Below are 18,551 nucleotides of genomic sequence, written 5' to 3'. Positions count from 1 at the left end.
CGCTGAGCCGCTGAGCAGCCTTTACGCCCCCTCGCGCACCGCGCAAGCACCGGCGAAGCCGGCCGGGACGCGGACGTCGGTGAGGGTCCAGCCGGGCGGCGCCACCGGGCGGGGGCCCGTGCCGACGAGCGTGTCGGCGAAGCCGGTGCCGGACAGGCCCTGGCCCGTCCCCTTGAGATACGCCTCCTTGCGCGTCCAGCAGCGCGCGAAGGCCGCCGCGCGCGCCGCGCCGTCGAGGGCGGCGAGCTCCCGCCGCTCGGCCGGGTGCAGCGCGTCCGCGACCTGGCCGACCGTACGGGGGTCCGGGACGCCCTCCACGTCCGCGCCCACCGGCACGGGCGCGAACGCGAGCAGGGCGAGGCCGCCGCTGTGCGAGAGCGAGAAGTGCAGCCCGGCCCCCGCCCCGGCCAGCACCGGGCGCCCGTGCGGCCCGCCGCACCCGGGGCAGTCCAGCCGCGCGAACTCCAGCGCCTGGGGCGCCCGGCCCAGGTACGCCCCGGCCAGCACCCGCAGGGCGGTGTGCGCCGCCACGTACATCTCCCGGTCCACCGCCCGCCGGAACCGCCCCGCCCGGTCCCGCTCGGCCGCGTCGAGCACCTCGGCGCCCTCGGGCACCGCCCCGGGCGGCACCAGCCACAGCTCGGCGCCCTCGGGCGGTCCTCCCGACGGCCGCGCCCGGCCGCCGAACTCCTGGGGTTCGAAACCGACTTCTTCCACGCCCCGACTCTAGGCGCCGGGCCCCGCCGCCCGTGCGTGGGGGCGGTGGATCTCCTCCGGGTGGGCCGTGGCCCGGACGCCCTCCTCGTACGCGATGACACCCGCGGCGACCAGGGCGTTGATGCCGGTCTCCAGGGTCTGCATCCCGTCGCGGTGGCCGGTCGCGATGAGGTTGCGGATCTGCCGGGTCTTGCCCTCGCGGATCAGGTTGCGGATCGCGGACGTGCCCACCAGCACCTCGAAGGCCGCCACTCGGCCGCCGCCGATCCGGGGGATGAGCGTCTGGTTCAGGACGCCGGCCAGCGTGTGTGCCAACTGGAGCCGGATCTGCGGCTGTTGCTCCGCCGGGAAGACGTCGACGATCCGGTCGAGGGTCTGCGCGGTGTCGTTGGTGTGCAGGGTGGCGAAGACCAGGTGCCCGGTCTCGGCGATGGTCAGGGCCGCCGAGACGCTCTCCGGGTCGCGCATCTCGCCCAGCAGCAGCACGTCGGGATCCTCGCGCAGCGCCGAACGGAGCGCGGCGGGGAACGAGTCGGTGTCGGTGCCGACCTCGCGCTGGCTGACGGCCGAGCGCCTGTGCCGGTGCAGGTACTCGATCGGGTCCTCGATGGTCAGGATGTGCGCGGCCCGGTGTGTGTTGACGTGGTCGAGGAGGGCGGCCAGGCTCGTGGACTTGCCCGACCCGGTCGGCCCGGTGACCAGCACCAGACCGCGCGGCAGCCCCGCCCAGCCGACCGCGACGGGCGGCAGCCCGAGCCGCTCGGGCGACGGCACCTCGTACGGGATGAGCCGCAGCGCCAGCGCCGAGGCGCCGCGCTGCACGAAGGCGTTCCCGCGCAGCCGGGCCTTCTCGCCCCAGGTGAAGGCGAAGTCCACCTGCCTCTCGCGGCGGAACCGCTCGGTCAGCTCCTCGCCCAGCACCCCGGTCACCAGCCGGTCGGCCTCCGGCTCGCTCAGCGCGGCGCCCGGCACCGGGCGCAGGGCCCCGTCGACGCGCAGGAACGGCGCGGAACCGGCGGTCAGCAGCAGGTCGCTGCCGCCGCGCTCCCACAGCTCGCCGAGAAGCCCGTCGACGACCTCGGCACTCGGACCGGACATGGTGCTCTCCTCAGGGATGTACGTGTACGGGCGTGGGGGACGGGACAGGGAGCGGCGTCACGGCAGTACCGTCCACGCGCCGACGGTGGCGGTGCGGCCGTCGAAGGACACGGCGGCCCGGAGCAGGGGCCGGGACAGCAGGTCGGCGCGGGTGCCGTCGAGCCGGGCGGTCGCCCCGCCGCCCCCGGCGGTGACGGTGTAGGTCAGGCGCAGCCCGCCCAGTTGGGCGGCCCGGGTCAGCCCGCACGGGGCCAGGTCGAGCTGGTCGGCGACGGGGGCGGCCGCGCCGAGGCGGACCGGCAGGTCCAGCGCCCCGGCCCCCGCGCAGGTGCTGCCCGCGAACTCCGCCGACACCTTCACCGAGGCCACGTCGCCGCTCTCGCGGTGCGCGATCTCCAGGACGGTGTGGTCGAGCGCCCCGTCCGGCGCCGGGTCGGGCACCCGGTAGCCGCCGAGGGTGAGGGAGGCGGTCCCGCCGCCGGGGAGGGTGGCGGCCGTGACGTCGGCGGGCGCGCCGGGGGCCGGGGCGGCGAAGCCGGTGGCGGCGGTCGCCGTCGACGGACGCGCGGAGACGGCCGGGTACGTGGTGAAGGCGACGGGCTCCGGCGGGACGCCGACGACCGGGCGGAGGTAGCCGGGCGCCGCGCGGACGCCGAGCCGGATGCTCCGGGCGACGACGCCCCGGGTGACGACCTGCGAGGCGACCCGGCTCATGGCGAGGTCCACGGCGCCGGTCGGCGCGTACACGGTGCCGTTGACCAGCAGGCGGCTGTGGTCGGTGGCGGTGTCGGCGGTGTCGGTCGACTTCAGGACCGGGCACCGGTTGCCCTCGGTGAGGCAGCCGGACAGCGGGCGGACGGACGGGGCCCGGAACACCAGGTCGAGTGCGACGCCGTCGAGCCCGGCGGTCGCCTCCCCACCGTCGACGTTCCCGCCGCCGTCGCCCGCCGTCGCGGTGTACGTGACGGAGAGCGCGGCCAGTTGCTCCGGCGCGGTGACCCCGCAGGCGGCGAGGTCGATGACGTCGACGCCGAGCGCGCCCTCGCGGGCGGGCAGGGCGTGGTCCGCGTCGCACGCCGTGCCGGTGCCGGAGACGGTCAGCACGGCGGCGGGCGGCTGCGGGCGCGCGGGCGGTGCCGGGTCCGGGGCGGTGCCGGCGTCCTCGCGGTGGGCCACGCGCAGCCGGATCCGGTCGGTCGCCGCGCCCGCCGGCAGGGCGGGTACGGCGTAGCCGCCGAGCCGGAGTGAGGCGGACGGGGCCGCCGGGCCGAGCCGGGCGGTCGCCGGGGCGGCGTCGATCGTCCGGGCGTCCTCGGGGGCGGCGAAGGGCGCGGTGCCGGGCCCGGTGGCCCCGGTCGCCGTGGCGGGGCGGACGGAGAGCGGCGGGCGGTCGGCGAGGTCGAGCTCCACGCCGTCCAGGCGGGCGGTGCCGGTGGCGGCGCCACCACCGAGGGCGGCGGTGTACGTCACGGCCAGCCCGGTCAGTTGAGCGGTGTCGGTGATCCCGCAGCGGGCGACCAGGTCCAGGGTGTCGGTGCCCAGGGCGCCCCGGCGTGCCGGGAGCGGGTGCGCGGTGGCGCAGGCGCGGGGCAGGCCGGGCCCCGCCAGGGTGACCGTGACGGCGGGCGGGGGCCCGCCGGGCGTCCCGGGGTCCTCGCGGTGCGCGACGCGCAGCACGGCCCGGTCCACGGCCGAACCGGGCGCCTGGACGGGGGAGTCGAAGCCGCCGAGGCCGAGGGCGGCGGTCGGCGTGACCGCGTCGAGCGCGGCGGCGGCCGTGTCGGTGCCGTCGATCGCGCGGGCGTCGGCGGCGGGCCGGAAGCTCGCGGACTCCGCGCTCGTCGCGGGCCGGGCGGGCGGCGGGTCGTGGACCACTTCGAGCCAGGCGCCGTCGAGGGCGGCCGTGCCCGTGGCGCCGCCGTCCTCGTCGAGCCCGGCGGTGTAGGTCGCGGTCAGCCCGGTGAGCTGCGCGGCCCCGGTGATGCCGCAGGCCGTGAGGTCGACGCGGTCGTCGGCGAGGTCGGTCCGCGCGGGCAGCGGCAGACCGGTGCAGCGGGTGCCGCCGCCCGCCGGGGTGACGGTGACACGGGGCGCGGCGGCGCGGCCGGTCTCCCGGTGGGCGACCCGCAGCACGACGGAGCGGACCGTCGTCCCGGCGGGCAGCGGGGCCGGCACGAAGCCGGAGAGCGTGGCCGAGGCGGTGGGGCGCGCCGGGCTCAGCTCGGCGCCCGCCACGGCGGCCGTCGGCTGCTCGCCGATCTCCAGGGCGGCGTCGGGCGTGGTGCCGGGGGCGGTGAAGCCGGCCGAGGCGAGCACGCCGGTCGGCTTGAAGGTGGTGGGCGTGCGGTAGGCGACCTCCAGCCAGACGCCGTCCAGCCGGGCGGTGGCGGCGGTGCCGTCGGCGTCCAGGGTGGCGGTGTAGTCCACCGTCAGGGCGGCGAGCCGGGCCGGGTCGGTGAGCCCGCAGGCGCCGAGCAGGTCGATCGCCGGGTCGGTGGTGAGCTGGCTGTGCCGGGGCAGCGCGTCGGTGCGGCAGGTCTCGCCGCCGACGGCGGTGGTGACCGTGACCGCGTCCCGGGCGGTGAGGCCGCCGCTCTCCGCGTGCCGTACGCGCAGGGTCGCGCCGGTGACGAGGGAGCCGGGCGGCACCCGGGGGGTGAAGCCGGCGAACCGGATCGAGGCGGAGCCGCTCCGGTCCGCGTCGAGGGATGCGTCGGCGGTGCAGCCCGAGGTGCCGGTGGGCCGGGGGCAGCCGGGGCGGGTGGGCCGCTCGCCGCCGGTCAGGGCCTGACCGGGCTCGGTGAAGCCGGTGTTGGCGACGACCTCCGTCGGCCGCAGCGTATGGGACGGCTTCGGGGGCTGGACCCCGTACACGGCGACCTGCTGCGCGCCCGGGGTCACCGGGGCGCACAGCTCGGCGTGGCCCCGGTCGACCTGGAGGCGGCTGGCGCCGCCCATCACGATCTGGACGCCCTCGGGCCGGGTCCGGTCGCAGCCGCCCGGTTCGGGGACGGCGGGGCGGGTGGCGGCCTCGGGGGACCAGCCCGCCGGGGTGCCGCCGACCACGCTGACGGTCGGGTCGTCGACGGTCCACAGGGAGGGGCCGCCGGTGAAGCCGAAGTCGAAGTAGTAGAGCCCGGGCTGGAGCCAGACGACGGCGCCGGGGCAGGCGCCGCCGGTGAGGCGGCCGAGGGCGCTTGGGTCGTCGTAGGAGCCGGGGAGCAGCCGCACCAGCCACGAGCCGGGCCCGGAGCCGGAGCGGGGGCAGGCGGGGACGGTCCGCCGGACCGGGACGGCCGTGGCGGGCGGGGCGAGGTCCGGGTCGGTGCCCACGGCCTCGTCGGCGGGGGCCGGCGGGGTGTCGTCGGCGCAGCCGCGCGTGTACGGGGTGCGGGAGGCGGGCAGCCGGGGCTGGGTCACGGCGCGGGAGCAGTTCCCGACGGCGGAGACGTCGCCCGCGACCACCATCGAGGCGCCGCCGGTGGTGGTGATGCCGGAGCGGGAGAACACGGAGCCCTGCACGCGCAGTCCGGTCGCCGTCACCTCGACGCCGTCCCCGGCGCCCTCGCCGAGGGCGCGCAGCGCGTCCTGCGGCCGGGTGGCGCGGGCGGTCTCGGGGGAGGAGTCGAGCGGGTCGCAATGGACCGTCATACGGCGCCCGTTGAGCGGCGGGGCGGTGTACGCGGCGCAGGGGTTGCCCTGGGCGAAGCGGTCGATGGCGAGCTGGGTGGCGCCGTCGGCGGCGTAGCCGACCTCGCCCTGTCCCGCCTGGGTGCGCGCGGCCGTCAGGCCCGCGGTGGCGAGGGACAGCACCGAGACGGTGACCAGGGTGAAGATCATCACGAAGGCGAGCGCGAGGATCAGCGTCGCGCCCCGCTCGTCGTCGGGCCGACGACGGCCGGGCGCGAGGCGGTCCGGGCGGCTGTTCCGGCGCCGGTCCGGGCGGCGGCCGGGCGCGAGGCGGTCCGGGCGGGGGAGCGGACGACAGGGGTCCGGGCGGCGGGCGGTCATGAGGCGCCCGATCGGCGCACGGCGGTGAGGGCCGTCGGGGGCGCGGCGGGGTCGTTCCGCACGGTCAGCGTTACCTCCAGGGGCGAGGTGCACGGGGATTCGGCACCGCAGCTCAGCGTCACCGGGGGATCCGGCGGGGCGGCGGGGAGGCGGCCCAGCGGCATGGTGGTGACGGATCCTTCGCCGGTGCACCTCACGCGGGTGAGGGCCCCGGTGGACGGCTCGTACGTGTAGACGACGTCGGTGCCGCCGCCGCTCAGCCGGACGATGACGTCGGTGACGCCGCAGGCGGGGGCGGTGCTGACCCGGTCCGCGCTCTGCACGTCGCCGTAGAAGAAGCGGTTGAGGGCGCCCGCCGCGCCGGTCGCGGAGATCCGCCGCTCGGTGTCGGCGGTGAACCGCAGCCCCATGACGAACGCCCGGGACAGCAGCGTGCCGATGACGCCCACGATGACGATGGTGACCAGCAGTTCGGTCAGGGTGAACCCCGACTCCGCCCTTCCGGCGAGCCGTCGAGCCGTCATGACGGGGCCCCCGCCCGCTTGACCACGTCGAGGACGGCGTCCTTCCCGGAGCGGGGGCCGGTCGCGCGCACGGTGAGGGTGACCCGCTGCACGCCGGTGTCGGCCGCCGGGCAGTCCGTGACGAACGCGCCGACCCCGTCCCAGTACGCGACCTCGACGGTCACGGTGTACCCGGCGGGCGACGCCGGGGCCGGGTACCCCGAGGCGCAGGGGACGTAGGGGGCGCCGACGGTCTTCTCGGCGGCGGTGCGGACGATCGAGGCGGTGGTGGTGAGCCGCTGCTGGACACCAGAGCCGATGATCGAGGTGCCGATGCCGCCGAGGACGGCCACGAAGGCGACGCCGATGAGCACGACGGCGACGAGCGCCTCGATCAGGGTCTCGCCCTCGTCGCCGCGGCGCGGGCGGTCGCGGCGCGCGCGGGGGGCCGGGCCGGTCACGGGACCTGGACCTGGTTGTAGACGCCGTAGATCGCGGAGAGCAGGGCGACGGCCACGAATCCCACGACGACGCCGACCATGACCACCACGGCGGGCTCGAAGAGGCTGGTCAGCCGCTTGAGCTTGTGCTGGAGCTCCTTCTCGTAGAAGTCCGAGACGTTGGCGAGCTGTTCGTCGAGGGTGCCGGTCTCCTCGCCCACGCGCATCATCTGGGTGACGGCCCCGGGGAAGAGCTTCGTGCGGGCGATCGGCCGGGACATGCCGCCGCCTTCGAGCATCTCCCTGCGGGCCGTCGCGATGGCCCGCTCGAAGACCAGGTTGTCGGCGCCCGCGCCGGCCAGGCTCAGCGCCTCCGGGATCGGCACACCCGCCTTGATCATCGAGGTGAGGATCCGGCAGAACCGCTCGATGACCAGATAGCGGACCACGTCCCCGAGCGCCGGTGTCCGCAGCAGCACCCGGTCGCGCAGCAGCCGCCCCCGGGCGGTGCGCAGCGCGGCGGCCAGGCCCACGAGGAGCACGGCGGCGGCGCCCGCGATGACCGGGTACCAGGCGGTCAGGAAGTCGGTGACGCCCAGCAGGATCCTGGTGGGCAGGGGAAGTTCGGCGTGGAAGGACTCGAAGAACTGCTTGAAGCGGGGCAGGACGAAGACGACCAGGACCAGCACGACGGCGACGGCGAGCACCATCACCAGGGACGGATAGGTGAGCGCGGAGCGGACCGTGCGCCTGCCCTCGACGTCCCGGTCGATGTAGCGGGCCAACTGGGCCATGACCACGTCGAGTTCGCCGGTCGCCTCGGCGGAGCGGAGGACGGAGACGTAGAACGCGGGGAGCGCCTTCGCGTGGACGCCCATCGCGCCGGCGAAGCTCTCGCCGAAGCGCAGCGCGTCCATGACGTCGCCGAGCACCTCGCGCAGCTTCTTGTCCCGGGTCTCGGCGCGGATGATCCCGAGGGCGTCCAGGAGCGGCACGCCCGCCTTGATGAAGGCGCCCATCTGGCGGGAGAAGTCGCTCAGCGCGACCAGGTCCACCTTCCGCGCGGTCAGTTCGAGGTGCAGCAGGTCGCGGCCGGCGGCCTTGACCGAGCTCACCTCGTACCCCTGCCGGGTCAGGCTGTCGGTGACGCCGTCGACGCTGGAGCCCTTGAGCCGCCCGGTGGCGCGCCGCCCGTCCGGGGCGGTCGCGACGTACGTGAAGGTGGCCATGCCGGTGTGCTCCTGCTGTTCGTCGTCGGGGAGGTCATCGGAAAGTCTCTGAGAGTCGGAGAGGGGGACGGCCCGCGCTACACCACGTACACGCTGGACATGATCTCGGCGATGGTCGTGGTGCCCTCCTCCACGAGGCGGACGCCGCCGTCGAGGAGGCTGGCCATGTGCTGCTCGCGGGCGGCCCGGCGCAGGCTGCCGATGGGCGCCTTCTCGACCAGGAGCCGCTTCACCGCGTCGTCCATGGCGAGGAGTTCGAAGACGCCGATCCGCTCCTGGTAGCCGGTGCGGGAGCAGAAGGCGCAGCCGCGGCCCTGCCAGAACCCCGTGTCGGCGCAGCCGCCCGCCTTCTCGAAGAAGGCCAGCTCGTCCACGCCGGGCCGGTAGGGCTCGCGGCAGTGGTCGCAGATCCGGCGCACCAGCCGCTGGCTGACCACCCCGGCGACCGTGGAGGTGATGAGGAAGGGCTCGATGCCCATGTCGGAGAACCGGTGCAGCGCGGAGCAGGCGTCGGCGGCGTGGATGGACGAGAGGACGAAGTGGCCGGTGAGCGCGGACTCGACGGCGATCCGCGCGGTCTCGGCGTCGCGGATCTCGCCGACCAGGATCACGTCGGGGTCCTGCCGCAGGATCGAGCGCAGTCCGGTCGCGAAGGTGATGCCCGCCTGGTCGTTGATCTGGATCTGGTTGACCGACGGGACGACGTACTCGACCGGGTCCTCGATGGTGGTGATGTTGCGTTCGCTCTGGTTGAGCTCGCCGAGCGTGGCGTACAGGGTGGTCGTCTTGCCGCTGCCGGTCGGGCCGCCGCAGGCGACCATCCCGTACGGGGAGCGCAGCAGCGACGCGAAGCGCTCGTAGGTGGCGGCGGGCATCCCGAGCTCGCTGAGCCGCAGCAGGGTGCGGTTGCTGTCGAGCAGCCGCAGCACCGCCTTCTCGCCCCAGATGGTAGGAGTGGTCGCGACCCGGATGTCGACCGAGCGGCCGTCGATCTCGGTGGCGATCTGCCCGTCCTGCGGGCGCCGCCGGTCGACGATGTTCATATTGGCCATGATCTTGATCCGGCTGACCACGGACGGGCCCATGCTCTGCGGCAGGCTCAGTACGTCGTGGAGGGCGCCGTCGATGCGGTAGCGGACCCGCACCCGGTCGCCGTGCGGCTCGACGTGGATGTCCGAGGCGCGGTCGCGCAGCCCCTGGGTGAGCATGAGGCTGACGAGCCGCACGACCGGCGCGTCCTCGCTCACCACCAGGGCGCCCGAGTCGGCCTCGCGGCCGGTCCCGGCCGCCTCGAACGCCTCGACCAGGCTGCCGACTCCGGCCAGCGCACGGTAGGCGCCGTCGATCGAGCGGCGGATGTCGGCGGGGGCGGCGATGGCGAGTTCGACCCGGTCGGGCGCGACGGCGCGGGCCAGTTCGTCGCGCAGCCGCGGGTCGCCCGGGTCGCCCGCCGCGACCAGCAGCGTGCCGTCGGAGCGCTGTACGGCGACCACGCCCAGCGAGCGGGCCAGCGCCTCCGGGATCCGGGCCGCCGCCTCGGGCTCGGGCCCGCTCCGGCGCAGATCGGCGACCGGGACGCCGAGGTGGAGCGCGAGCGCCTCGATCAGGGAGCGCTCGTCGACCATGCCGAGTTCGACCAGCAGGGTGCCGAGACGCTTGCCCGAGGCCGCCTGCTGGAGCAGCGCCTCATCGACCTGAGTCGATGTCACCAGGCCGCGTGCGACCAGGAGTTCACCGATGCGCGTTCGACCGGCTGGCCGCTCGTCGGGCGCCGCCGCCGGGCCGGACGGGGTGTCCGGGGCCGGCTCGGTCACCGGGTCCGTCGTCGCCTCCCGGCGCCGGAGAAGCCGCCGATTCACCACGGAACCCACCCCACTGTCGGTACGGTCACTCAACTGTCAGCCATTGAATAGTCAGCCGGATACTACTGCATCCCGCACCTCTTGTGACGCCCCTGCCTGCTCAGTAGTCTACGGCTGATTATTCAATGGATTACTAACGCGCCCGGCGCGCGACGCGCGACGCGCTCGCGGTGTCCGCCGCGGATGGAGAGAGATGTTCACGTACCTGCAAGGCAAGCCGCGCCGGCGTACGCGCGCCCTGAACGAGACGGCGGAGGCGGGCTTCACGCTGATCGAACTCCTCGTCGTCATCGTGATCATGGGAGTCCTGTCCGCCATCGTCGTCTTCTCCGTCCGCGGCATCAACGACAAGGGCCAGGGCGCGGCCTGCAAGACGGACAAGTCCACGATCGAGACCGCGGAGGAGGCGTACTACGCCGACCGCAACCGCAGCACGTACGGCACGATGGAGCAGCTGGTCAAGGGCGGCTTCCTGACCGACTACTCCCTGTGGCACGACGCCGAGCCGGTCGGCGACTTCTACGCCGTCACGCCCCTCCCGAAGCTCAAGGACGGCCGGGCCAACCCCTGTGCCTGACGCGCGCCCGGCGGCCCGGAGCGCTCCTCCGGGCCGCCCGCGTCCCCATGGGACCGGGCCCGCCCCGGCAGACCCCGGCAGACCCCGGCAGACCCCGGCAGAAAGGCAGCGTCACCGCCATGCCGTCCCTCTACGTGCTGCTGATCGGTCTGGCGGGGCTCACCGTCGGGTCGTTCCTCAACGTCGCCGTCTCCCGCGTGCCCGCCGGCCGCTCCGTCGTACGGCCCCGCTCCGCCTGCCCGCGCTGCGAGGCGCCCATCGCCGCCCGGGACAACGTCCCCGTCGTCTCCTGGCTGCTGCTCGGGCGCCGCTGCCGCGCCTGCCGGGAGCCGATCCCCGCGCGCTACCCGCTCCTCGAAGCGCTCACCGGGCTGCTGTTCGCCGCCGAGGCGCTGCGCCTCGGGCCCTCGGCCGCGCTGCCGGCCGCGTTGGTCTTCACCGCCGGGCTGCTCGCCCTCGCCGCCTGCGACGCCGAACACCTCCTGCTGCCCCGCCGCCTGGTCCACCCGACGTTCGCCCTCACCGCCCTGTGCCTCCTCGGCGCCGCCGCGGCGACCGGCCAGTGGCAGCGGCTCGCCGTGACCGCGGGCTGCGCGGCGGGCGGGTACGCCGCCTTCTTCGCCCTGCACTGGGCCCGGCCCGCCTGGCTCGGCTTCGGCGACGTGCGGCTGGCCGGCCTGATCGGCGCCGGGCTGGGCTGGTACGGCCCCTGGTACCTCGTCTTCGCGGTGTTCGCGGGCAGCGCCGTCGGCCTGCTGGCCGGGCTCGCGCTGATGGCGGCGGGACGCGCGAGCCGCGCCACCCGCCTCCCGTTCGGCCTGTTCCTCGCCGTCGGCGCCCTCGCCGCGCTGCTCGTCGGCGGTCCCGTCGTCGACTGGTACGCGCGCGTCCTCGACCCGTACGCGACGAGTGCCCCGCACCCGAGGATCGCGCACGGCGGTGCCGGTTCCTATCCTGGTACGCATGACCGAACCTGATCTTCCCCTGGCCGAGTGGATCGTGCTCGCCCTCGTGGCCGAACGCCCGAGCCACGGCTTCGCCATCTCGACGCTCACCGCGGAGGGCGCGGAGATCGGTGAGTTCTGGTACGTGTCCCGGCCCATGGTCTACCGGTCGATCACCCGGCTCGTCGAGCGCGGGCTGATCACGGCCGTCGGCGCCGAGGAGGGCAACCGGGGGCCGCAGCGCATGATCTACGCCGCCACCCCGGAGGCCGGGGAGACCGTCGGGCACTGGCTGGCCGAGCCGGTGACCGAGCTGTTCGACGTGCGCGCCGAGCTCACCTGCAAGCTGCTGCTGCTCAAGCGCCGCGACACGAGCCCCGCCCGGCTCGTCGAGCGCCAGCGGGAGGTCCTCGACGAGATCGAGGCGTCGCTGCGGGCCAAGGAGGAGGCCGCCGACGACCCCATCGCCCGCGCGAGCTACGCCTGGCGACAGGAACACGTAGGCGCCGCGCGCCGGTTCCTCGACACGGTGGGCGCCGGGGCGGCGAGCCCGGCGGGCAAGAACGGCTGAGGCGCGGCGCGCGGACGAGGACACGAGGACGGGCCCGGTGATCGCGAGGAACGCGATCACCGGGCCCGCTTCCGTACGCCACGGCCACGGCCACAGGCACAGGCACAGGCACAGCCACAGCCACAGCCACGGCCAGGGCTACGGCACCTCGATCACCGTCTCGCACGAGCCGCCGTGCGCGATCGAGTCCGTGCCCGGCAGCACCGGGCCGCCGTTGGCGTCACCGGCGCAGAGGTCCGTGCCGGCGCCGCCCGCCAGCGTGTCGCTGCCCGCGCCGCCGATCACGACGTCCGCGCCGCCGCCGCCGGAGAGCGCGTCGTCGCCGTTCCCGCCGCGGACCGTGTCGGCGCCGTCGCCGCCGCTGACGGCGTCGTTGCCATCACCCGCGTCGATGTGGTCGTTGCCCGCACCGGCCGCCACGGCGTCGTTGCCGCCGTAGGTGCAGATGGTGTCGCTGCCGCCGTTCCCGTTGACGCTGTCGTTCCCGTTGCCGGTCACGATGACGTCGGCGCCGCTCGTCCCGCTGACGGCGCCGGAGCCGACGATCGTGGCGGGCAGCCCGCGGCAGCCGGCCGCGACCGCGAGGGTCACGGTCGCGGCGCCCGAGCCGGAGCTTCCGTCGGACGCCTCGTACGTGAAGCTGTCGGCCCCCACGTAGGCGCTGTCCGGCTGGTAGGTGAACGAGCCGTCGGCGGCCAGCGCCAGGGTGCCGTGCGCCGGGCCGGTCACGAGCGACGCGGTCAGCGGGTCGCCGTCGGCGTCCGTGGCGGCGCCGAGGACCCCGGGCGCGGCCACGACGAGCGGGGTGTCCGCCCCGATGTGGGCGTACGAGCCGTTCCCCGCCTTCGGGGCCCGGTTGGTCGTGTTGAGCAGCACCGACGCGTCGTCGACGAAGGCGGCGGAGGTGTTGAGGTTGGCCGTGACGACGTCGGTGCGCCCGTCGCCGTCGAGGTCGGCCGTCGCGGTGGCCTGCGGGGTGCGCCCGCCGTTGAGCCCGAAGGCGAGCGGGGTGCCGAAGCCGCCCGTGTCGTCGCCCTCAAGGACGAGGACCTCGTGCGTGCCGCCGCTGGAGACCAGCAGGTCGGGGCGGCCGTCGCCGTTCACGTCGGCGACCGAGGCGGAGCTGAGGTTGGCGCCCGCCGACAGGACGTTCGCGGTGCCGAAGCCGCCGGCCCCGTCGCCGGGCAGGACGGCGAGGCGGCCGGGCGAGCCGGGTGCCACGACGACGGCGTCCGGGTCGCCGTCCCCGTCGACGTCGGCGAGCTCGACCTTCGAGGGCAGGGAGAGGCCGGTCGGCACGCTCGACGGGGTGCCGAAGCCGCCGGTGCCGTCGCCCCTCAGGACGGAGAGCGTGCCGTTCGACTGGTTGGCGGTGACGAGGTCGAGGTGCCCGTCGCCGTCGAGGTCCGAGGCGGCGACGCCCTGCGGGCCGGTGCCCGCGCCCAGCGCGTACGGGACGGCGGTGCCGAAGGTGCCGTCGCCGCGGCCGGGCACGACGGAGACGTTGTGGGTGTTCGTGTTCGCGGTGGCGAGGTCCGGGGCGCCGTCCTCGTCGAAGTCGCCCACGGCGACGTCGGCCGGGAAGCGCACGAGGCACGGGTTGTCGCCGGTGGTGTCGCAGCCGGGTGTCGGGTTGAGCGGTACGGCCGTCCCGGCGCCGAGCGCGCCGGTGCCGTCGCCGCGCCAGACCAGGGCGACGTTGCCGCGCGCGTCCTGGCTGACGACGTCCTGGTGCCCGTCGCCGTCGACGTCGGTGATCACGGCCGAGCCGAGGAAGACGCTCGACGCGGTCTGCGGCGCCGGGTACTTCGTCACGGCGCCGAAGGCGCCGCCGCCGGAGCCGAGGAACACGCCGAGGCCCTCGGCGCGGATCGCCGTCACGAGGTCGGGTGTGCCGTCGCCGTCGAGGTCGCCGACCGCGATGGCGGAGCCGCCCCGGCCGTGGTCGTCGAGGTTCGCCGCGGCGGCGAAGGAGGTCGTCTGGGCGACGCCCGCGGCCGTGGCCGGGCTCGTGGCCAGGGCGACGCTCGCGACCGCGAGGGCGAGCGCCGGGACGCGGCGGTGCCGGCGAGGTGATCTGTGCATGGGTGAGGACCCTCCTGGGGGCCTGGTGGTGAGGAAGGGAGGGGGAGGGGGAGCTCCGGAGCCGGGGCCGCCCCGGCGGCGGGGGAGTGCCGCCGGGTCCGGTCCGGCTCTGGTCCGGCTCTGGTCCGGGTCCGGCTCCGGTCCGGCTCGGGGGCCGTCGCCCGGGCGATGTCCCCGCCCGGGCGGCGGCCCGGTGTCCGGTGCCGCTACCGCCTGGTGGTCGTAGCCGCCTGGTGGTCGTGGACGCCTAGTAGCCGTACGCGGCGAGGGTCGACTGGATGGTGGTGTCGAAGCCCCACTGGTTGTTGAACAGGTCGCTCCAGGCGGCCGCCGCGCCCGCGGTGCCGCCGGTCAGGGCGACGCCGAACTGCTCGATGGGCCCGTAGCCGGAGTAGGAGCCGGCGGCCACCTCGGTCCACGTGTTGGGGTCGTTGCCCGTGGTGCCGTTCAGCGAGCCGGAGGTCCAGCTCACGTTCATGATGTTCGACTTGGCGACCAGGCCCAGCCGGGTGTTGCCGCCCGCGTTCGCCGTCACCGCGCCGCGCACCTGGCTGATGCCGGACTCCAGGCGGATCTTGCAGGCCGTGCCCGCGCTGTCGCAGGCGCTGCCGCGGTACACGTTCTGGCCCGCGCCGCTCTCGGTCCAGGTGAAGCCGTTCTGGATCAGCGCCTGCTTGGACGCCGCGCCGAACGGGGCGGAGGCCGGGTCGGCGACCGCGAGCCGGTTGCCGCTCGTGGCGAGCCAGGTCACGACACCCGGGATCGTGGTGGGCGCGCCGCCGGAGACCGGGGCGGCGTCACAACGGGGCGACTGCGCCTTGCCGTTGCCGCTGCCGTTGGCGTCCGCGCCGAGGGCCAGCGGCGGGGTGGCGCCGTTGGACGGGTCGTCGCCCTTGGTCGCGCCCGCCCAGCTGCCGTTGCAGCTGTAGATGGCGAGCTTGCCGATGGCCACCGGGTACTTGCTGGCGCCGTCGCCGTTGCACTCGACGGTCGCGCTCGCGGTGCAGGTGCCGCCGGCGGCGGTCGGGATGACGGCGTCCACGTTGGCCTCGTCAGCCGACAGGAACGCGTCGATGTGCAGCGGGCCGTCGACGCAGTTGTTCGACGAGGAGGGGTTGCACGTGGTGTACGGGCCGGCGCTCTTCAGCTGCTGGCGCAGGCTGCCCGAGGTGATGCCGCGCATCGTGGACGTGTCGATCGCGGGCTTGTTCCAGAACCCGCCGACCTGGGAGGCGTTGTTCGCCGTGAACGGCGTGAAGGACTGGAGGGTCGCGATCTGGCCCCTCATGTCCTTCACGGCCGGGTACATGTTGTTCGCGATGCCGACCTTGGAATCCGTCGTGGCGGCGAACGCCGTGGGCGCGGCGGCGACCAGCGCCGTCGCGAGGGCGGCCACCGCGAGCGCGCTCCGTACGCGGCGCATCACGGTGAATCCGTGGTTCCGGGCGCTCAGCGCGCCTCTGGACCTTTCCTGCATTCTTCTGCTCCTCGTCGATCCGATCGGTCGCGGCTGCCGCGCGGACACCCGGTGAGTTCGGGTGATGCCGGCCAACGCCGGGCATGCGGCCCGGTGTTCCGGCATGGCGGTGCCGCGTCCGCGTAGATGGTGCGCAGCCCGAAGGTCGGTAGTCAATGATTGACAACCGGATCGGCGCTGGATGTAATGCACGCATCCAGCCCGCCGCGGGCCGGCGGCCAGGCGCCGCCGGCCCGCGGCGGCGCGCCAGGAGGACGGACGGCACGATGAACAGAGGCGCCTGATGGCAGAGTTGAACGGACCGAAGCGCTCCCGCGCGATCCGGCGGGGCGTCTTGGCCCTCGCGGTCCTCGCGGTCGCGCTGACCGTCGTGGTGTTCGTCCGGGGCGGATCGGACTCGTCCGCCCAGCCCCAGCGGCAGGACCGCGAATGGTGCACCCCGGGCACCCAGCGCAGCGCGCTCTGCCCGAACGCCGAGGCGTTCGACGCGAAGGAGTACGCCACCCACGGCGACGCCTTCGAATGCCTCCACTTCGCCAGCCAGGCCGACGCCCAGGCCGTGCTGCGCGCCGACCCCCGGGACCCCAACCGCCTCGACGGCGGCGGCGGAATCGCCTGCCGCGGCCTGCCGGCGCCGCGTGACACCGCCCCCGTCGCGGCCCTCGCGACAACCTACGTCTGCGCACCCGGCGACAGTCGCAGCGCGCTCTGCCCGCAGCCGGGCCGGGCCTTCGACGCCCGCTCCTTCCTGCGCTACGGCGACGACGCCTACGACTGCGCCGACCTCGCGCGCCAGGCTGACGCCCAGGCCGTGCTGCGCTACGCGCCCGCCGACCCGAACCGGCTGGACCCCGACGGCGACGGCGTCGCCTGCCCGGAGCTGCCCGGACCGAAGGACCTGAAGCCCGTGAAGCGGAGCACGCCGTGACCCGGCCCGGGACTCCCGGGGAGCCTCGCCCGGACGCGACCCACCGACCGAAGGAAAGCCCCACCGCCATGACACCGGACCACCGCCCGGTCCGCTCACGCGCCCGGGGCCAGGACGGCTTCACGCTCATCGAACTGCTCGTGACCATCGTGATCCTGGGCGTCCTCGCCGCCATCGTGGTCTTCTCCGTCCGGGGCATCGGCGACAAGGGCCGCGGCAGCGCCGTCGCCGCCGACGCGGCCACCCTGCGCACGGCCGAGGAGGCGTACTGCGCCAAGTACGGCCGCTACGCCACGGCCGACGAGCTCAAGGCCAAGGGCCTGCTCGGCGGCGACCCGGTCTACAGCACCGTCGTCGTCGGCCAGGAAGGCAAGTGCGGCCAGGGCCAGAACTCCTCGTACACGGTGTACGACGGCAGCGCCCCCACCGAACGCGAGGAGCAGGGCATCGCGGTGGGCACCGGCCCGGCCGACCTCGCCGTCGACGAGAAGACCGACCGCGTGTACGTCGTCTCCGGCGGCGCGCCCTCCGTGACCGTCATCGACGGGCGGACGGACAAGCCGGTCGGTGCCCCGGTCGACCTCACCGGCGCCGTCGCCGCGCCCACGCGCGTCGCCGTCGTCCCCGGCACCGGGAAGGTCTACGTCGGCGGCACGGACGGCGTCGCGCTGGTCGACACCGCCGACGGCGGCCGGGTCACCCGTATCGGGAACTTCTCGGCCCCCGTCACCGCCCTCGGCATCGCCCCCGACACCGGGGACCTCTACGTCGCGGGCGGCTCCCTCAACACCTCCGCACTGGCCTACGTCCCGCGCGGCGAGACCGGGGCGAAGCCCATCGCCCTGCCCGCCCAGGGCCTGGTGAGCGCCAGCAATGGCATGGACTTCAGCTTCGACGCGGCCCGCCACGCCGTCTACTTCGCCAAGGCGGGCATCGGCAGCGGCGCCACCCCCGCCGCCAAGGCCGGCCTGTTCGCCGTCTCGACCGAGACCCGCCAGGCCAGGACCGTCGTGGACTTCCCGACGAAGACGAGTTGCGGGACCAGCGGAGACCTCCTCCTCGCCAACACCGTGCGCGGCCGGACCGTCGTCGACCCGATCCGCAACCTCGTCTACCTCCTCGCCCGGCGCTGCGCGCCCGACGGATCCGGCCCCGCCGCCGTCTGGAAGCCGGTGGCGACGGTCGTCGTCGTCGACCCCGCGACCGGCGAGGCCACGCCCGTCGACGACCCGGCGGGCACGCCGTACGGCGCCGTCACCGCCGCCTACAACCCCTCGGTCTCCTCGGTCTACGTCTACTTCTCCGGCGGCACGCACTGCGCGGGATCCGGCGGCCGCGTCGACCGCTTCGTCGGCACCCGCCCCACCGGGCAGGCGCAGGTCTGCGCGATGTCCGCCGCCGCCGGCAACCACGCCCGCAAGATGGCCGTCCTCGGGAAGTACAACCGGGTGTTCGTCGCCCAGTTCGCCGCGGCCGGACCGGACGGCACCCCCGGCCCGCCCGGCGGCATCGGCAGCTCCGACGCCGGCACCCTGCTCACCGGGGAACCGGTCGGCACGCCCGACCAGTTCGGCGCGCTCGCGGTGAACGAGGCCACCGCGAAGCTGTACGCGGTGGACCCGGCGGCGAACCGGGTCGTCGTGTTCCGGACGGGCAAGGCATGACGACGAAGGACCCGTCCCGGGGCCGGCGGGCCCCGGCTCGCCGGCCGCTCCTCGCGACGGCCGGCGTGCTCGCGGCGCTCGCCCTGACCGCATGCGGGGCCGGCGACCCCCCGCGACGCCCCTTCGACGTCACCCCCTACGTGGGCAAGGGACACGTGGCCGACTGCGCCGCCTTCCCGGCCCAGGCCGACGCGCAGGCGGTGCTGCGCGCGGACGGCTTCGACCCCAACGGGCTCGACCGCGACGGCGACGGCGTCGCCTGCCCGGAGCTGCCCGCCCCGACGGACCGCGACCCGGTCCGGCGCGACTACGTGACGGACCTGGACGGGGCACCGGTCGTCGCCCCGCTCACCCCGCCCGCCCCGCCTCGCGCTACCGGCGCAGCCGGTCGAACGCGGCCGTGAAGCCGCACCGCTCCGCGATCTCCCGCGGCCTGGTGTCGGGC

The 18,551-nt window shown here is 75.4% G+C and carries 15 protein-coding genes; 6 read left to right on the top strand and 9 right to left on the bottom strand.

From position 1 onward, the window contains the following. Nucleotides 1–21: 21 nt before the first annotated feature. From ACZ6J5_RS10700 to ACZ6J5_RS10670, 7 genes are all read right to left on the bottom strand, one after another. Nucleotides 22–717: a 4'-phosphopantetheinyl transferase family protein gene (locus tag ACZ6J5_RS10700; protein WP_469389904.1), complete on the bottom strand. Its 696-nt coding sequence runs from the start codon at nt 715–717 to the stop codon at nt 22–24. 9 nt (nt 718–726) lie between these two features. Next, entirely contained in the window at nt 727–1,815 is a 1,089-nt protein-coding gene (locus ACZ6J5_RS10695) for a type IV pilus twitching motility protein PilT (protein WP_469389902.1), read from the bottom strand. A gap of 57 nt (nt 1,816–1,872) precedes the next feature. After that, nucleotides 1,873–5,826, bottom strand: a complete 3,954-nt coding sequence (locus tag ACZ6J5_RS10690) for a hypothetical protein (RefSeq protein ID WP_469389900.1) — start codon at nt 5,824–5,826, stop codon at nt 1,873–1,875. Then, a complete protein-coding gene (locus tag ACZ6J5_RS10685; RefSeq protein WP_469389898.1) occupies nt 5,823–6,350 on the bottom strand; it encodes a type II secretion system protein in 528 nt (175 codons plus the stop codon). The genes ACZ6J5_RS10690 and ACZ6J5_RS10685 overlap by 4 nt, the downstream gene beginning before the upstream one ends. Beyond that, nucleotides 6,347–6,790: a type IV pilus modification PilV family protein gene (locus ACZ6J5_RS10680; RefSeq protein WP_469389896.1), complete on the bottom strand. Its 444-nt coding sequence runs from the start codon at nt 6,788–6,790 to the stop codon at nt 6,347–6,349. The genes ACZ6J5_RS10685 and ACZ6J5_RS10680 overlap by 4 nt, the downstream gene beginning before the upstream one ends. After that, nucleotides 6,787–7,998, bottom strand: a complete 1,212-nt coding sequence (locus ACZ6J5_RS10675; protein WP_469389894.1) for a type II secretion system F family protein — start codon at nt 7,996–7,998, stop codon at nt 6,787–6,789. Before ACZ6J5_RS10675 ends, ACZ6J5_RS10680 begins: the two co-directional genes overlap by 4 nt. A 77-nt stretch (nt 7,999–8,075) precedes the next feature. Beyond that, nucleotides 8,076–9,812 (bottom strand): GspE/PulE family protein, encoded by a 1,737-nt coding sequence (locus tag ACZ6J5_RS10670; protein ID WP_469389892.1) that lies wholly within the window; start codon nt 9,810–9,812, stop codon nt 8,076–8,078. Between the two features lie 241 nt (nt 9,813–10,053). Between ACZ6J5_RS10670 and ACZ6J5_RS10665 the strand changes: the two genes are divergently transcribed. From ACZ6J5_RS10665 to ACZ6J5_RS10655, 3 genes are all read left to right on the top strand, one after another. Beyond that, nucleotides 10,054–10,437: a competence type IV pilus major pilin ComGC gene (locus tag ACZ6J5_RS10665; protein ID WP_469389890.1), complete on the top strand. Its 384-nt coding sequence runs from the start codon at nt 10,054–10,056 to the stop codon at nt 10,435–10,437. Nucleotides 10,438–10,556: 119 nt separating this feature from the next. After that, a complete protein-coding gene (locus ACZ6J5_RS10660) occupies nt 10,557–11,414 on the top strand; it encodes a prepilin peptidase (protein ID WP_469389888.1) in 858 nt (285 codons plus the stop codon). After that, on the top strand, nt 11,401–11,952 hold the full coding sequence (locus tag ACZ6J5_RS10655; protein WP_469389886.1) for a PadR family transcriptional regulator: 552 nt from the start codon (nt 11,401–11,403) through the stop codon (nt 11,950–11,952). The genes ACZ6J5_RS10660 and ACZ6J5_RS10655 overlap by 14 nt, the downstream gene beginning before the upstream one ends. Nucleotides 11,953–12,090: 138 nt before the next feature. Here the strand turns inward: ACZ6J5_RS10655 and ACZ6J5_RS10650 are convergent, their stop codons facing one another. Both ACZ6J5_RS10650 and ACZ6J5_RS10645 read right to left on the bottom strand, forming a co-directional pair. Next, nucleotides 12,091–14,037: an FG-GAP-like repeat-containing protein gene (locus ACZ6J5_RS10650; protein ID WP_469389884.1), complete on the bottom strand. Its 1,947-nt coding sequence runs from the start codon at nt 14,035–14,037 to the stop codon at nt 12,091–12,093. A gap of 247 nt (nt 14,038–14,284) precedes the next feature. Further along, entirely contained in the window at nt 14,285–15,514 is a 1,230-nt protein-coding gene (locus ACZ6J5_RS10645; protein ID WP_469389882.1) for a hypothetical protein, read from the bottom strand. Between the two features lie 283 nt (nt 15,515–15,797). Between ACZ6J5_RS10645 and ACZ6J5_RS10640 the strand changes: the two genes are divergently transcribed. From ACZ6J5_RS10640 to ACZ6J5_RS10630, 3 genes are all read left to right on the top strand, one after another. Further along, the gene (locus ACZ6J5_RS10640; RefSeq protein WP_469389880.1) at nt 15,798–16,442 is read left to right on the top strand and encodes a hypothetical protein; all 645 of its coding nucleotides are present in this window, start codon (nt 15,798–15,800) and stop codon (nt 16,440–16,442) included. Between the two features lie 68 nt (nt 16,443–16,510). After that, nucleotides 16,511–18,106 (top strand): prepilin-type N-terminal cleavage/methylation domain-containing protein, encoded by a 1,596-nt coding sequence (locus tag ACZ6J5_RS10635; protein ID WP_469389878.1) that lies wholly within the window; start codon nt 16,511–16,513, stop codon nt 18,104–18,106. Continuing rightward, nucleotides 18,103–18,510, top strand: a complete 408-nt coding sequence (locus ACZ6J5_RS10630) for an excalibur calcium-binding domain-containing protein (RefSeq protein WP_469389876.1) — start codon at nt 18,103–18,105, stop codon at nt 18,508–18,510. The genes ACZ6J5_RS10635 and ACZ6J5_RS10630 overlap by 4 nt, the downstream gene beginning before the upstream one ends. Nucleotides 18,511–18,551: the final 41 nt, after the last annotated feature.

It is taken from the genome of Streptomyces sp. NPDC042100, assembly GCF_055582325.1.
This window is presented reverse-complemented; position numbering and strand designations above follow the sequence as displayed.